Source organism: Roseibium sp. QJM3NY_11, from assembly GCF_056173175.1.
Genome location: NZ_CM149660.1, coordinates 475,609 through 490,513, shown reverse-complemented (window position 1 = coordinate 490,513; position 14,905 = coordinate 475,609). Strand labels below are relative to the sequence as shown.

Annotated in this window: 11 protein-coding genes; 5 read left to right on the top strand and 6 right to left on the bottom strand. The window is 63.1% G+C overall.

All coding sequences use genetic code 11. From position 1 onward, the window contains the following. Window positions 1–64: 64 nt before the first annotated feature. On the top strand, window positions 65–556 hold the full coding sequence (locus AC0VX3_RS02225; RefSeq protein WP_342893456.1) for a hypothetical protein: 492 nt from the start codon (window positions 65–67) through the stop codon (window positions 554–556). Between the two features lie 17 nt (window positions 557–573). Here AC0VX3_RS02225 and AC0VX3_RS02220 read toward each other — a convergent pair whose 3' ends face one another. Continuing rightward, the gene (locus tag AC0VX3_RS02220; protein WP_475523348.1) at window positions 574–1,113 is read right to left on the bottom strand and encodes a L,D-transpeptidase family protein; all 540 of its coding nucleotides are present in this window, start codon (window positions 1,111–1,113) and stop codon (window positions 574–576) included. 194 nt (window positions 1,114–1,307) lie between these two features. Here AC0VX3_RS02220 and AC0VX3_RS02215 point away from each other — a divergent pair, with 194 nt between their 5' ends. Then, on the top strand, window positions 1,308–1,991 hold the full coding sequence (locus tag AC0VX3_RS02215; protein ID WP_342893454.1) for a response regulator transcription factor: 684 nt from the start codon (window positions 1,308–1,310) through the stop codon (window positions 1,989–1,991). A 25-nt stretch (window positions 1,992–2,016) separates the two neighbouring features. Continuing rightward, entirely contained in the window at window positions 2,017–2,520 is a 504-nt protein-coding gene (locus tag AC0VX3_RS02210) for a Crp/Fnr family transcriptional regulator (RefSeq protein WP_342893453.1), read from the top strand. Window positions 2,521–2,612: 92 nt separating this feature from the next. On the opposite strand, the gene leuD is transcribed toward AC0VX3_RS02210, so the two are convergent. The 3 genes from leuD to AC0VX3_RS02195 all read right to left on the bottom strand — a co-directional run bounded on the left by leuD (window position 2,613) and on the right by AC0VX3_RS02195 (window position 4,841). Continuing rightward, window positions 2,613–3,218 (bottom strand): 3-isopropylmalate dehydratase small subunit, encoded by a 606-nt coding sequence (gene leuD / locus AC0VX3_RS02205; RefSeq protein WP_342893452.1) that lies wholly within the window; start codon window positions 3,216–3,218, stop codon window positions 2,613–2,615. A 23-nt stretch (window positions 3,219–3,241) separates the two neighbouring features. Further along, complete coding sequence (gene argC, locus AC0VX3_RS02200; protein WP_475523347.1) at window positions 3,242–4,192, bottom strand: N-acetyl-gamma-glutamyl-phosphate reductase; 951 nt, start codon at window positions 4,190–4,192, stop codon at window positions 3,242–3,244. 82 nt (window positions 4,193–4,274) lie between these two features. Beyond that, entirely contained in the window at window positions 4,275–4,841 is a 567-nt protein-coding gene (locus tag AC0VX3_RS02195) for a peroxidase-related enzyme (protein WP_475525122.1), read from the bottom strand. A gap of 107 nt (window positions 4,842–4,948) precedes the next feature. Here AC0VX3_RS02195 and AC0VX3_RS02190 point away from each other — a divergent pair, with 107 nt between their 5' ends. Both AC0VX3_RS02190 and AC0VX3_RS02185 read left to right on the top strand, forming a co-directional pair. Further along, on the top strand, window positions 4,949–9,760 hold the full coding sequence (locus AC0VX3_RS02190) for an NAD-glutamate dehydrogenase (protein ID WP_475523346.1): 4,812 nt from the start codon (window positions 4,949–4,951) through the stop codon (window positions 9,758–9,760). Window positions 9,761–9,941: 181 nt separating this feature from the next. Then, the gene (locus AC0VX3_RS02185; protein WP_475523345.1) at window positions 9,942–11,318 is read left to right on the top strand and encodes an MFS transporter; all 1,377 of its coding nucleotides are present in this window, start codon (window positions 9,942–9,944) and stop codon (window positions 11,316–11,318) included. Window positions 11,319–11,407: 89 nt separating this feature from the next. Here AC0VX3_RS02185 and purH read toward each other — a convergent pair whose 3' ends face one another. Together purH and AC0VX3_RS02175 are read right to left on the bottom strand one after the other, a co-directional pair. Next, window positions 11,408–13,024, bottom strand: a complete 1,617-nt coding sequence (gene purH, locus AC0VX3_RS02180; RefSeq protein ID WP_475523344.1) for a bifunctional phosphoribosylaminoimidazolecarboxamide formyltransferase/IMP cyclohydrolase — start codon at window positions 13,022–13,024, stop codon at window positions 11,408–11,410. Window positions 13,025–13,119: 95 nt separating this feature from the next. Further along, window positions 13,120–14,796 carry a heparinase II/III family protein gene (locus AC0VX3_RS02175; RefSeq protein ID WP_475525121.1) on the bottom strand — a complete coding sequence of 559 codons (1,677 nt, stop codon included), beginning with the start codon at window positions 14,794–14,796 and terminating at the stop codon, window positions 13,120–13,122. Between the last annotated feature and the right edge of the window lie 109 nt (window positions 14,797–14,905).

Genomic DNA, 14,905 nt, shown 5'->3' with positions numbered 1-14,905 from the left:
ACATCGCCCGGTCGAAACCGCGCCTATCTTCAGCCGCGTGGTTCAGCACAGAAGGATCTTGAATGTGCCCGATATCAGTGAACAACAGGCGCAACGCCTGATTTCCTATGCCACTGCGCGACTCGGCCGGGTCGAGGGCAATGGCGAATGCTGGACCCTCGTCAACAACGGTTTCCAGCATCTCGGCTTCCACAAGCCGGCGGCAATCTACGCCTGGGGCCGCGTGATCGACCAGCTCGGCAGTGCCAGGCCCGGCGATGTTTTCCAGTTCAGCCGGTTCACCTACCGCGTCGAGCATTCCGACGGCAGCTGGTTCGAAGGCAGCCGGGGCGCTCCGCGCCACACGGCCATTCTGGAAAGCATCGATGCCAACGGGCACGCGACCTTTCTGGAATGCAATGTCAACGACGCCCTCAACCCCCAGGACGACGCGCACAATGTCCAGCGCAACAGGTTCCATGTCAGGACAGCGGACATCAACGAGGACGGCGGTACGCGCACAACCGTGCGGACAAGCGGCTCCTTCATCATCTACCGGCCGCAGGCCGCCGAATAGACCGAGCGCAAGACCTGTCAGGCGCTGATCACCATGTCGGCGGCGGCACCGATCCGGGACAGGATCAGCCGCATGTGCGCCGGCGCAACGGCAACGCAGCCTTCGGTCGGGCGGTAGTCCTCGCGGGCGATGTGAAAGAAGATTGCGCTGCCTCTGCCCTTCACCGCCGGAGCCATGTTGCAGTCGAGAATGACAACAACATCGTACAGCCGGTCGTCCCGCCACATTGTTTCATGGCTGGCACCGAAAGGACGTTCGACGGGCCGGTTGTAGCGGGGACTTGCCGGATCGTCGCACCAGCCGGAGCGTTCCGTGAGCGGTTCGACGGGCAGCAATGTGGCCGGCGGCAACCCCCGGTCCGGGCGATAGCAGACATTCAGCAGCCGGAAACGGCCCGCCGGTGTGCCGCCGTCGCCCTCGCGCTTGCGGACGACGATGCCCGACCTCCCCAGCGCACACGGAACCGTGATCGGTCCAAGCCGCACAATACCCCGTGTCCGGTCTCGGACCAATGCGCGAACGTCGAGCGTCTCCGCCGTTTTTCTGACATGTCCCATGACGGCCCCGATCCTTGCCCTGCACTGCGCTGAAGGTCCTGATAAACCGGCCCTGACCCGCGCGTGAAGAAGAATTGACGCGTCGCAGCTTGTATGGCGGCAATTTCACGCGCACATAGGGGAAAGGAACACTCTTGTGTCATTTGCACAAGTTGACGTGATTGTTTTTGAAGATTCTGGCAAGGACCGCGACGATGACCGCCCGCACGATCTTGATTGTCGACGACGATAGCGAACTGCGCGAAGCACTGGTGGAACAACTCTCGTTGTACGACGAGTTCGAAACCATCCAGGCCGACAGCGCAACCACAGGCATCGCAATGGCCAAGGACGAGCATGTCGACCTTCTGCTCATGGATGTGGGACTGCCGGACATCGACGGCCGCGAAGCGGTGAAGCTGCTGCGCAAGGCCGGGTTCAAGGCACCGATCATCATGCTGACCGGTCATGACGGCGACAGCGACACGATCCTGGGGCTGGAAGCCGGCGCCAATGATTATGTCACCAAGCCGTTCAAGTTCGCCGTGCTGCTTGCCCGCGTGCGTGCGCATCTGCGCCAGCATGAACAGAGCGAGGACGCCACCTTCGCGATCGGCCGCTATTCCTTCCGTCCGGCCGCCAAGGTGATGCAGGACGATGCCGGAGCCAAGGTGCGCCTGACGGAGAAGGAAACCTCAATCCTGAAGTTTCTTTATCGCGCCGGCGAAAAACCGGTCACCCGCGACGTGCTGCTGCACGAGGTCTGGGGCTACAATTCCGGTGTCACCACGCACACGCTGGAAACCCACATCTACCGCCTGCGGCAGAAAATCGAGCGGGACCCGTCCAACGCGGAGCTTCTTGTCACGGAAGCCGGTGGATATAAGCTTGTGCCGTAACGGGTAATCGGCGTAAATCTTCGGCATGAGCCTTGCCCAAGACATTGCGATTCTCAATCAAATCCCGATGCTTTCGGACTTCCAGGACGATCAGCTCCGGCTGCTCGCCTTCAGCGCCGAAAGCATGGATTACAGCCGCGGACAACGCCTGTTCGATCAGGACGACCGTGCCGACGGCGGTCTCGTCATCACCAGTGGCATGGTCAGCCTTCAGACCAGAAGCGCCGACGGATTTGTCGAAGTCGACCGGGTCGGCCCGGGCACGCTGCTGGGCGAGACCGCCCTTCTGGCCGAAAACAGGCGGCCCTGCCGGGCCGAGGCGACGGAAGCCGTGCGCATCATCCGCATCCGCCGCGCGCTCTTCAAGCGCATGATCCAGGAATATCCGGAGCTCGCCCAGCGCCTCCTCGACCAGCGCGCCAGCAATTTCCGCAACACTGTCGCGGCGCTCAAGCCCATCGGCGACAAAATGGCGGAACTGGAACAGATCAACGCCGAACGACGGGTCCGGAACGACGACAAGTCCTGAAATGATGACGTCAATCCGGATCGGCAACGCCGGGCGCAAGCGCCCGGTTCAGATACCGGGCAGCCCAGTCTGTTCAAGCGATAGATCCCGCCTCAGACCCAGGGACGGCTTTCACCCATCTTGCCCTCGAAGGTATCGATCTGGCCTTCCTTGGCCATGGTCAGGCCGATGTCGTCGAGACCGTTCATCAGGCAGTGCTTGCGGAACGCATCGATCTTGAAGGCGATGTCGCCGCTTTCCAGGCCCTGGATTTCCTGCTTTTCCAGATCGATGGTCAGCGTGAAGTTGGCGCCGCGCTCGGACGCATGCATCAGCGTGTCCAGCTCGTCCTCGGACACCTGGATCGGCAGGATGCCGTTCTTGAAACAGTTGTTGTAGAAGATGTCGGCGAATGAGGTCGAGATCACGCAACGGATGCCGAAGTCGAGCAACGCCCAGGGGGCATGCTCGCGGGAGGATCCACAGCCGAAATTGTCGCCCGCGATCACAATCTTCGCATTCCGGTAAGCCGGCTTGTTCAGAATGAAATCCGTGTTTTCCGAGCCATCGTCATTGGTGCGCATCTCGTGGAACAGGGCCGATCCCAGACCGGTCCGCTTGATCGTCTTCAGGAACTGCTTGGGAATGATCATGTCCGTGTCGATGTTCACGATCGGCAGCGGCGCCGCAACGCCGGTCAGGGTTTCGAATTTTTCCATTTTTTTCTCCTGAAAGCGTTTTCTCAAGCCGCAAGGCTGGTCGTCTGGTCGACACCGAGCATCAGATTGAGGTTCTGGACCGCAGCGCCCGATGCGCCCTTGCCCAGGTTGTCGTAGACCGCAAGGATCGCGGCTTGCGCACGCGCATCGTTGGCAAAGACATGCAGGCGCAGCTTGTTGGTGTCGTTGAGCGCCTGCGGATCGAGCTCGTCCGCGCGTTCCAGATCCTGCAGCGGTGCGACCTCGACGAAACTGTCGCTGCCGGCCGCGAAATGATCGGCGATCGCCGCATGCAACTGCGCGCCGGTCGGCACGCTTGCAAGACCGGCCAGATTCAGCGGCACCACCGTCAGCATGCCCTTGTAGTAATTCCCGACGGTCGGCGCGAACAGCGGCGCTGCGTCAAGCAGCGTGTATTCGGTCATTTCCGGCAGATGCTTGTGATTGAAGCCGAGCGCGTAGGGCGCGAACACGTTGGCGGCGTTTCCCGCTGCCTCGTAGTCGGAGATCATGCCCTTGCCGCCTCCGGAATACCCGGAAATGCCGTGATAGCTCACGTTGACATCCGCCGGCAGCAGACCCGCCGCGATCAGCGGACGCACGGAGGCGATCAGCCCCTGGGGCCAGCACCCCGGATTGGCCACCCGCATGGCGGCGGCGATGATGTCGCCCTGGTCAACGTCCATCTCGGCGAATCCGTAGGCCCAGCCGTCGGCGATCCGGTGCGCGCTGGACGCATCGATCACCCGGGTGGTGTCATTCTCGATCAGGGCGACACTTTCCCTGGCCGCCGCGTCGGGCAGGCACAGGATGGCGACGTCGGCCCTGTTGAGATAGTCGGCGCGGGCGGCCGGGTCCTTGCGGCTTTCCTCCGGGATGGAGATCAGCTCCAGGTCGCGGCGCATGGCGAGGCGTTCGCGGATCTGCAGACCCGTCGTTCCGGCTTCACCATCTATGAATACGCGCGCGGCCATGGCCCGCTCCTCTCCTTGTCAAAACGCAAGCGTCATACACCCAAACAACGGGCTTGTCACCGCATTGTCCGCCACCAAGACCTCAACGGGCCCTTGAGTGATACTCATCATTCGGACGCATGTCGGATGCGGCGGCGACCCTGTTGGTCATGTTGAAGAAGGCTGCCACCGAGGCGATGTCCCAGATGTCGCGGTCGGTGAAACCCGCGTCCCGCAGCGCCTGCCGGTCGCTTTCCACGATTTCCGCCGGTCTCTCCGTCAGCTTGACGGCGAAATCGAGCATGGCCCGCTGTCGGCCGGACAAATACGCCACGCGGTAGTTCATCACCATCAATTCGCCGAGCACCGGATCGCCGGAAAGTTCGCGCACCGCGGCGCCATGGGCGGTCAGACAATAAAAACAGCGGTTGACCGCAGATACCGCAACGGCAATCATCTCCCTCTCGAGTTTGTCAAGCCCGCTATCGGCCAGCATGAGGTCGTTATACATGTCCGTGAAGGCACGCAGTTTCGTTTCATCGAAGGAGTAGGCTTTGAGAACGTTGGGCACCAGACCCAGCTTCTCCTCGCACACATCGAAATACGCCTGTGTTTTTTCACTTAATGTTTCAATTGAATCGATTTGCAAGGCCGTGACTTTACTTGACAATTTGTTCCTCCCGTCATGAAACCTTTTATGTCGGCGACATATGACCATAAGTCTAAAAACCAGATCGCGACAGAGCCAAACCATACGACCGCCCAGGGGGATGGAAAATGCCGGACAAACACAACGTCGAGAAAAAGAAACTCATCGACGCGGTCCAAGCGCTCTTGGAACAGGAAGATCCGGCCCTCGCCGAATTCTCCCGCGCCTTTTATGACCGGGGCGCCGCGGAAGACCTGGTGACCTATTCGGCCGAGGAACTGATCGGCTTCGCGCGGCATGCCTGGCAGGATTTCCAGGACCACGATCTCGGCACGCACCGCGTCAGCATCGGAGAACCGTCCTTTCAGGCCGAGGGCAAGAAGGTCAACGGGCTGACAGTCATCGAGGTCGTCAATGACAACATGCCCTTCCTGGTCGACTCCGTCATGGATGAACTGCAGGGCAGCAAGTACGAGGTGCATCTGGTCCTCCACCCGATCTTCATCGTCGAGCGCCAGAAAGACGGCAAGCTGATCGCCGCCTCTGCGCACAAGAAACCGCCGAAACGCACAGACCGCCAGGAAAGCCTGATCCACATCCACGTGACCAGGATCGATTCGGAAGAAGAGCGCGCGGCGCTGAGGGCCAAACTGGACAAGGTCCTCGATAACGTCCGCGCCGTGGTGACCGATTTCAAGCCGATGCAGGAACGGCTCGCCGAAGCCATCGACACCTACAAGACGACGCAGATCCCCGACAGCAGCGACGAATTGTGGGAAGCGATCCATTTTCTGGAGTGGATGGAGAACGACAACTTCATTTTCCTCGGCATGCGCGAATACACGTTCGACGGCGGCATCGAGGAAGGCGAGCTCTCCCCGCACGAGGGCACCGGCCTCGGTCTGCTCACGGACCCGGATGTACGGGTGCTCCGGCGCGGTTCGGAATTCGTGCAGATCACGCCCGAGATCCGCGAGTTCCTGAAAAAACCCGAACCGCTGATCATCGCCAAGGCCAATGTGAAGAGCACCGTGCACCGCCGGGTGCATATGGATTACGTCGGCGCCAAGCTTTACGACGACAACGGCAACCTGATCGGCGAGTTGCGCATTGTCGGCCTGTTCGCCTCGACCGCCTATACCGAACCGACGAGCACGATCCCGTTTCTGCGCCGCAAGGTCGCCAGCGTCCTCGCCCGCGCGGGCTACGGCTCCGAAAGCCATTCCGGACGGGCCCTGCGCAACGTGCTGGAAGCCTTCCCGCGCGATGAGCTGATCCAGATCGACCGGGACCGGCTCTACGATTTTGCCATTGCCATCCTGCAACTCGACGAACGCCCGCGCATCCGCGTGCTGTCACGGCCGGACAAGTTCGACCGTTACGTCTCGATCCTCGTGTTCGTGCCGCGCGACCGCTATTCCACCGAAGTCCGCCTGAATGTCGGAACCTATCTGGCAGCCATCTACGAGGGCCGCGTGTCCGCCTGGTACGTGACCTATCCCGAAGGACCGCTGGCGCGGGTGCATTACATCATCGGCCGCGACAAGGGCGAGACGCCCCAGCCGGGGCAGGAGGAACTGGAAGCCGCCGTCGCCGAGATGGTGCGCACCTGGTCCGACAGCGTGCGCGATGCCTTGAGGAAAAAGCTGTCGCCACCGCAGGCCCGCAAGCTGGCGGACCGCTATGCCCTATCCTTCCACGGCGGTTACAAGGAAGTCTACAACGCCCAGTCGGCGGTTTCCGACATTTCCAAGCTGGAAACCCTGACAGGCCCGAGCGACACCACCATCACCTTCCACCGGCTGGACGGCGCGAAGGAAAACCGGCTGTCCCTCAAGGTCTATCACCGCGGCGCACCGATCCCGTTGTCCGCCCGCGTGCCGATGCTGGAAAACATGGGTTTCCGGGTGATCAACGAGCGGACCTACCGGATAACGCCGGCGGACGCGCCGCTGTCCTATCTTCACGAGATGACCCTGGAAGCACGCGGTGGTGAGGACATCGTCGTCAACGATCAGCTCAAGACCCGCCTTGAAAGCATGTTCATGGCGGTCTGGACCGGACAGGCCGAGGATGACGGCTACAACCGCCTTGTCCTGACCGCGGACCTCGCCTGGCGCAACGTCGCGGTCATCCGGGCGCTGTCGAAATATCTGCGCCAGGCAGGCATCCGCTTCTCCGAAGACTACATGTGGTCGACACTGAACAACTACCCGGCCATCGCCGCCAAGCTTGTTGAACTGTTTCACCTGCGCTTCAATCCCGACCTGACCGAAAAGGACCGGGACCTGGGCACCGAACGGCTCGAAGGCGAACTCACCGCCAACCTGGAAGATGTCGCCAGTCTCGACGACGACCGCATCCTGCGCCGGTTCCAGAACACGATCGAAAGCGTGCTCCGCACCAATTTCTATCAGCTGGATAGCAATGGCCAGCCGAAGCCGGTGTTCGCCTTCAAGATCAACAGCCGTGAGATCGACGACCTGCCCCGGCCGCGCCCCTTCAGGGAGATCTTCGTCTACAGCCCGCGCGTGGAAGGCGTGCATCTGCGCTTCGGCATGGTCGCCCGCGGCGGCTTGCGCTGGTCCGACCGGCCGCAGGACTTCCGCACCGAGGTGCTCGGCCTCGTCAAGGCCCAGCAGGTCAAGAACGCCGTGATCGTGCCGGTGGGTGCCAAGGGCGGCTTTGTTCCCAAGAACCTACCGCCCATGAGCGACCGCGACGCCTGGTTCAAGGAAGGCACGGAAAGCTACAAGATCTTCATCAACGCACTGCTCGACGTGACCGACAACCTGGACGAGGACAAGGTTCTGCCACCGGAAAGGGTCCAGCGGTTCGACGTGGACGACCCCTATCTGGTCGTTGCCGCGGACAAGGGCACAGCGACGTTCTCCGATACCGCCAACGGCATATCGGAAAGCCGGAATTTCTGGCTGGGCGACGCCTTTGCCTCCGGTGGATCGGCCGGATACGACCACAAGAAAATGGGCATCACCGCGCGCGGTGCCTGGGAAGCCGTCAAACGTCATTTCCGCGAGATGAACCGCGACATCCAGAGCGAGCCGTTCACCGCGGCCGGCGTCGGCGACATGTCCGGCGACGTTTTCGGCAACGGCATGCTGCTGTCGAAGGCGACCAGGCTGGTTGCCGCCTTCGACCACCGCGACATCTTCATCGATCCGGATCCGGACGCCGCCACCACCTTCGAGGAGCGCAAACGCCTGTTCGACTTGGGCCGCTCGTCCTGGAAGGATTACAACACCGAGCTGATCTCCAAGGGCGGCGGCGTGTTTTCCCGGCAGCTGAAGTCCATCCCCCTGTCCCCGGAGATCCAGAACCTCCTCAATCTGCGCAAGTCCAGCGCGCCGCCGCAGGAAGTCATGACGGCGATCCTCAAAATGGAGGTCGACCTGCTGTGGTTCGGCGGCATCGGCACGTATATCCGCGCCACGACGGAAACCGACGCCGATGCGGGCGACCGGGCCAATGACCCGATCCGCATCACCGCGCCCGATGTCGGCGCAAGGGTGATCGGCGAGGGGGCCAATCTCGGCCTGACCCAGCTGGCCCGGATCGAGTTCTGCAAGAAGGGCGGGCGCTGCAACTCCGATGCGATCGACAATTCCGCCGGGGTGAATTCCTCGGACATGGAAGTCAACATCAAGATCGCCCTCGGCGCGGCGGTGAAGTCCGGCAAGCTGACCCTGGAACAGCGCAACGAACTGCTCGCGGAAATGACCGACGAGGTCGCCGAACTGGTTCTGAGAAACAACTACCTGCAGACCCTGGCGATTTCCATGACCCAACTGCGCGGCATGGAGGATTTCGGCTACCAGGTGCGCATGATGCGCCAACTGGAAACGGCCGGCTTGCTGGACAGGGTTGTCGAGGAACTGCCGGACGAGGCCACGCTGGACGAAATGCGCAAGGCCGGCCAGACCCTGACACGCGCCGAACTGGGCGTGCTTCTGGCCTACGCCAAACTCACGCTCTACGATTCGCTCCTGGAGAGCTCCGTACCGGACGACGATTATCTCGCCCGGGAGCTGTTCCGGTATTTCCCTGACCAGATGGCAACGTCCCATCAGGACGAGATCAGCAGCCACCGGCTGCGCCGCGAGATCATTGCGACCATGCTCGCGAACTCCATGATCAATCGGGGCGGACCGACTTTCCTGACCCGGCTGATCGACCAGACCGGCGCGACACCGACGGAAATTGCCCAGGGATTTGTCGCGGTCCGCAACAGCTACGACCTGACCGAGCTCAACGCCGAGATCGACGCCCTCGACACCGTGATCGACGGCAACCTCCAGCTTGAACTCTATTCCGAAATCCAGAGCCTGCTGCTCGAACGGGTGGTCTGGTTCAAGCGCAACGTGTCCTTCGACAAGGGCCTGTTCGCGGTTGTCGAACGGTTCCGTTCAGGCGTTGCCGCGCTGCGCAGACGGCTGGAAACGGTTCTTCCCGAAGAACCGGCTGCCACCTTGAACGCGCGGGCGGCGGACTACGTCTCCAAGGGGGTCCCGGAAGCGCTGGCCCGCCGGATCGCCTGGCTTCCCGCGGAACACGCCATTCCCGATATCGTGATCGTCTCCGAAGAGACGGCTTCGGATCTGGATACGGCCGCGACCGCCTATTACGAAGTCGCCCACCACTTCCATATCGGCGCCATGCACGAGCGCGCCAACGATCTGGACGTGCGGGATTATTACGACGGCCTGGCGCTCGACCGGGCCCGGGCGACCCTGTTCGGCGCACACCGGGCACTCGCGATCGAGGCCGTCGGCGACGGTGGCTTTGCCGGCTGGCTGGAAAAACACGAATCCGAGGTCAGCCGTACCAATCAGTCCGTCACCGAAATTCTCGACGGCAGCCTGAGCGTGTCGAAATTCTCGGTCGCGGCAAGCCTGCTCGCGGAGATCTGCGGCACCGCCTGACGCCTTGCGCGGACAGACCGGACCGGCGGAAGCCCCGCCGGTCCGTGATCGTGACTTTCCGGTTTCCGGCCGCCTGCCACGCACCGGCGCCTCATCCTGACAAGGTCCGGCCGAACGGAGGCGCCATCTTCTCCTCAGAACCCTGCACCCGGCCATGGGCACCGGCAAGGACCGCTCGACAATGACCGTCACTACCGACTTTTCCGCCGGCCACGCCGGCAGGCGCGCTGTTCTTTCCTGGGCGTTGTTCGACTGGGCGGCACAGCCGTTCTTCACGCTCGTGACGACCTTCGTGTTTGCCCCCTATTTTGCCTCCGCCTTGACGGAAACGCCGGAACAGGGCCAGTCGCTCTGGGGGTACGCCACCGCCGCCGCCGGTCTGGCCATCGCGCTCACCGCACCTGTGCTGGGATCCGTCGCGGACGCCACCGGCCGGCGCAAACGCTGGATCCTGGTGTTTTCGATACCCTTTGTGCTGTGCTGCTGGGCGTTCTGGTATGCCGTCCCGGGCAGCCCGTACGCGATTGCGATCGCGCTCGCCGCATTCGCGATCGGCACCTTTTCGATCGAGGTCGCGACGGTGTTCAACAATGCCATGATGCCCGGGCTGGTGCCGCCGTCCCGCATCGGGCGACTGTCGAGTTTCGGCTGGGCCATGGGGTATGCGAGCGGGCTGGTCTCGCTGGTGATCGCCCTCGGGTTCCTTGCCGCGAGCCCGGACACCGGCAGGACGCTTTTCGGACTTGAGCCGGCGTTCGGTCTGAATGCGGCGACCGGCGGCGGCGACAGGGCGGTCGGGCCTCTGTCCGCGCTCTGGTACCTCGTGTTCGTGTTGCCGATGTTTCTGTTTGTTCCGGACATGCCTCATCAGGCGAAAATCGGTCCGGCCATCCGTGCGGGTCTGAAAAATCTTGCGGCGAGCGTGTCCGAGGCACGCGAGAACCGGAACATATTCCTGTTTCTTCTGGCCAACATGATCTTCAAGGACGGCCTGGTGGCCCTGTTCGCCTTCGGTGGCATTTACGCGGCCGGTCAGCTCGGCTGGGGCGCCCTGGAAATCGGCACCTTCGGCATCATCCTGACCGTCACAGGCACGCTCGGCCTGCTGCTCGGCGGACCGATGGACGACAGGTTCGGAGCAAAGTCCGTCATCGTGTTTTCGCTGATCGTCCTGATGATCTGCGGGCTTGGCATGATATCCGTCGACCGGACCACCATCTTCTTTGTCATCAAGACCCAGGCCGCCCCGGACGGGGCGCTGCTGGCGTCCCTGCCCGAACGGACATTCATCGTGCTCGGCGCCGTGATCGGTGCGGTCTCCGGTCCCCTTCAGGCGGCTTGCCGCAGCCTGCTCATCCGCCTCGCTCCTGCCGGGAACATGACCCAGTATTTCGGTCTGCTGGCATTGTCCGGCAAGGTCACCAGCTTCCTGGCGCCGCTCACCGTCGGCGTCGTCACGGCCATCACAAACAGCCAGCCGGCCGGCATGTCCGTCATTCTGGTCTTTTTCGCCGTGGGTCTGGCCTTGTTGCTGAGGGTCAGCGAACCGCGCCCCTGACCGCATCCCTGACCGCCACCCTGAGAACGGCGGAACCCGGTCACGAGCCGGATGCGGCGCAGCCCGGCCCGTGACGTTCTCGTGTCGACTCAGTGCCGAAAGTGGCGCATCCCGGTCATGACCATGGCCAGACCCGCATCGTCGGCCGCCGCGATCACGTCGTCGTCGCGCATCGAGCCCCCCGGCTGAATGACGGCCGTCGCCCCTGCTTCCGCCGCGGACAGCAGTCCGTCCGCGAAGGGGAAGAAGGCGTCCGATGCGACCACACAGCCCTTCGTCAGCGGCGTGCTCAATCCCGCGGCTTCGGTTGCGTCAAGCGCCTTGCGGGCAGCGATCCGGGCGGAATCGACACGGCTCATCTGACCCGCGCCGACCCCGACTGTGGCGCCGTCCTTCGCATAGACAATGGCATTCGACTTGACGTGCTTGGCGATGCGGAAGGCGAATTTCAGATCGGCCAGCTCCTGATCGCTCGGCGCGCGCTTCGTCACCACCTTCAGGTCGAGATCGTCGACGACACCGTTGTCGCGGGACTGGACCAGCAGGCCGCCGGCAACGGACTTGACGAACAGCCCTTTCGTGCGGGCGTCGGCGAGACCGCCGGTGACCAGCAGGCGCAGGTTCTTTTTCGCCGCGATGATTTCGCGCGCGGCCTCATCCGCATCGGGCGCGATGATCACTTCGGTGAAGACCTTGACGATTTCCTCGGCGGCGGCCGCGTCCAGCGGCCGGTTCAGCGCGACGATGCCGCCGAATGCCGACACCGGATCGCAGCGCAGGGCCATTTCATAGGCCTCTTTCAGGGTCGCCCCTTCCGCCACGCCGCAAGGATTGGCGTGTTTGATGATGGCCACCGCACTGGTGCGCGCCGGATCGAATTCGCTGACCAGCTCGAAGGCCGCGTCCGTGTCGTTGATGTTGTTGTAGGACAACGTCTTGCCCTGGACCTGCTTCGCGGTGGCAACCCCGGGCCGGTTTTCGCCGGTCTTGTAGAAACCCGCGGTCTGATGCGGGTTTTCGCCGTAGCGCATGACTTCGGCGAGTTCGCCGCCGACGGCCCGGTGGGCAGGCGTCGCCTCGCCGAGCTGATCGGCCATCCAGTTGGAAACGGCCGCGTCATAGGCCGCCGTGCGGGCAAACGCCTTCAGCGCCAGTGTCTTGCGCAGCCCGATCGGGGACTGGCCGCCGTTGGCGTCGAGTTCGGCAACCACCGTGCCGTAATCGGCCGGGTCGGTGACCACGGTCACGTAAGCGTGGTTCTTGGCCGCCGCGCGGGTCATCGCCGGTCCGCCGATGTCGATGTTCTCGATCCCGGTGGCGTAATCCGCACCGGAGGCAACCACCTGTTCGAACGGATAGAGATTGCCGCAGAAGAGATCGATGCCGGCAATGCCGTGATCGCGCATGGCGGCCGCATGATCGGCGTCGTCCCGGATCGACAGCAGGCCACCATGAACCATCGGATGCAGCGTCTTGACCCGCCCGTCCATGATTTCCGGAAAGCCGGTGACTTCGGAAATGTCCAGAACGGTCAGCCCGGCCTCTTTCAGGGCCTTGTAGGACCCCCCGGTCGACACCAGTTCGACGCCGCGCTCGCTCAGTGCCCTGGCGAAATCGACCAGACCGGCCTTGTCGAAGACGGACAGCAGCGCGCGTTTGACGGGCACAAGTTCGGGAACGGGAACGGCTTTGGACACAATGGCCATGAATTTGCCTCGCGGTAAGGGACGCCTTGGGAGAGTTGCGGCTGCCCCTAGCACGTCTTCAGGCAAATCGGAAGGTCACTTCAGGTTCGCGGCGCCTATTCCTCGAGCGGCAATTCTTCCACGTCGTCGAAATCGCTGGTGCCGCGCCGGCTGAGTTTGGCCGCCACCGTCTTGCGGAATTGCCAGCCCACGGACGGCGATTCCAGCAGCGATCCGCTCACCACGATCTGGTCGGTCTTGCGGTGTCCGTAGACATCCGAAAGATAGATGCTTTCTTCAAGCCCCACCTCAGTGCCCGGCGCCTCGAACTCCCAGGCTTCTCCGTCCCTGCACACCAACAGCACCGCCGAGCCGCCGCGAACAAGCGACGAGCGCAGGCCCGGGTGGAGATGAAAGCGGATCGCATAGTGTTGGTCCGGATCGACCGGCCCCACGGCGCCGAATGTGTCGACACCGTCCAGAACCGTCCCGTCGGCCGCAATCCTCAGATCCCGCTCGTGGACGACATTGAACTCGGCCACATATCCGTCATGCGAGGCCGTGACCCTGCTGCCGGTGGCGTCGTCCTCCCGCTCGACCGGAACGGTGGCCGGGCCAGACAGAATGGGAGCCCCGAGAATTTGACCGAAGGGCTTGTCGGACAGGAACCGGCAGGAGGACGTGTCCTCGATGACGGCGGTCGAATGGGCCGCCGTCGACCGGCTGACCCGGCGCCACAACGGGTTCGACTTCGGCGACACGCCGCAATTCACCACGATGCGGTTGCTTCCCGAGGAAAACTCGAAGGACAGGCAGCCGGCATGGGCATCGCCCGAGACATTGACTGCCGGGGAGGGGCCCGTGTCGATTATCGCGACGGATTGTCCACCGCTCAGGCGCTGATACCCGGAATGGGGCGCGTTCAGGGGCGGCGCCCCGCGCGCATCGTCATAGGCCAGGATGGTCGCCACCAGATCGCCCGGCGTCGAGCCCATGCCGTTGAAATGGGCCAGCGCGCCGTCGCCATGACGGAAGAAACGCAACAGGGGCATCATCCGGTCCACCGACTGCAGCATCGCCGGAGGCACTTCCAGGCCCTGGGCGACGAATGCCTGCCGAATCGGCAGGAGATCGGCCAGGATGTCGATCAGTGCCTTCGGATTGCGCGAAATATGCCCGCCGTCGGACAGGATCTGGCGGGTGAGCTCCTGGTCCAGCCGACGGATGCTCTGGCGCGCGAACCGGCCCTGGCCGGCCATGGAGATGCAGGCCGACGCGATGGCCAGCGTTCCGTGAAGCCGCTCGACGCCGTCTTCGGTCTCGTTGATGGTCTGGCGCAGAAAGCGCACCTGCCGCGCCAGCGACTTGACGAAACTCCGGTAGAAGTCGTGATCGCCGTCCTGGAGAATGAACGGCGAGTGCGCCAGCCACGAGAGGATCCGCCGCGTGACGACGGACGCTTCCCAGCCGATGTCGTGCCAGCGGCCGCTATAGCGGATCCAGTCCTCGACGAGCGCCCGGGCATTCTGCCGGGAAATCTGGCTGTCGGACGCGCGCAGGTCGCGGAGCCAGCCGAAACTGTGCAACTCGCGCTGCCAGTCCTCGTGCACGGCCTTGAGTTCGAACGGGGAGCGGCCTTGCGTCTCGACGAGGTGGCCGGAAAACAGAAAACGGCCGCCATAGATGTCGGCGGCGTTGGTCGCATCCGCCGTGCGCAGGTCCTGCGGTGCGATCAGAAGGCGCGCCGGCACAGCCGAAAACGGCTGCATGCGGAACAGCGGTCCACCATGCATCCACTTCAGGGAGCGTTGCCAAACATGCAGGGCCACAAGACGCCAGACCAGGCCTCTTTCATTCAGGCTTGCGATATTCACCAAACCATCCCCGATACTGATGGTTCAA

Bases quoted from the DNA above. Each gene is read 5' to 3' on its own strand.
- AC0VX3_RS02220 (WP_475523348.1), bottom strand. From the start codon at position 1,113: ATGGGACATGTCAGAAAAACGGCGGAGACGCTCGACGTTCGCGCATTG.
- AC0VX3_RS02215 (WP_342893454.1), top strand. From the start codon at position 1,308: ATGACCGCCCGCACGATCTTGATTGTCGACGACGATAGCGAACTGCGC.
- AC0VX3_RS02210 (WP_342893453.1), top strand. From the start codon at position 2,017: ATGAGCCTTGCCCAAGACATTGCGATTCTCAATCAAATCCCGATGCTT.
- leuD (WP_342893452.1), bottom strand. From the start codon at position 3,218: ATGGAAAAATTCGAAACCCTGACCGGCGTTGCGGCGCCGCTGCCGATC.
- argC (WP_475523347.1), bottom strand. From the start codon at position 4,192: ATGGCCGCGCGCGTATTCATAGATGGTGAAGCCGGAACGACGGGTCTG.
- AC0VX3_RS02190 (WP_475523346.1), top strand. From the start codon at position 4,949: ATGCCGGACAAACACAACGTCGAGAAAAAGAAACTCATCGACGCGGTC.
- AC0VX3_RS02185 (WP_475523345.1), top strand. From the start codon at position 9,942: ATGACCGTCACTACCGACTTTTCCGCCGGCCACGCCGGCAGGCGCGCT.
- purH (WP_475523344.1), bottom strand. From the start codon at position 13,024: ATGGCCATTGTGTCCAAAGCCGTTCCCGTTCCCGAACTTGTGCCCGTC.
- AC0VX3_RS02175 (WP_475525121.1), bottom strand. From the start codon at position 14,796: ATGCATGGTGGACCGCTGTTCCGCATGCAGCCGTTTTCGGCTGTGCCG.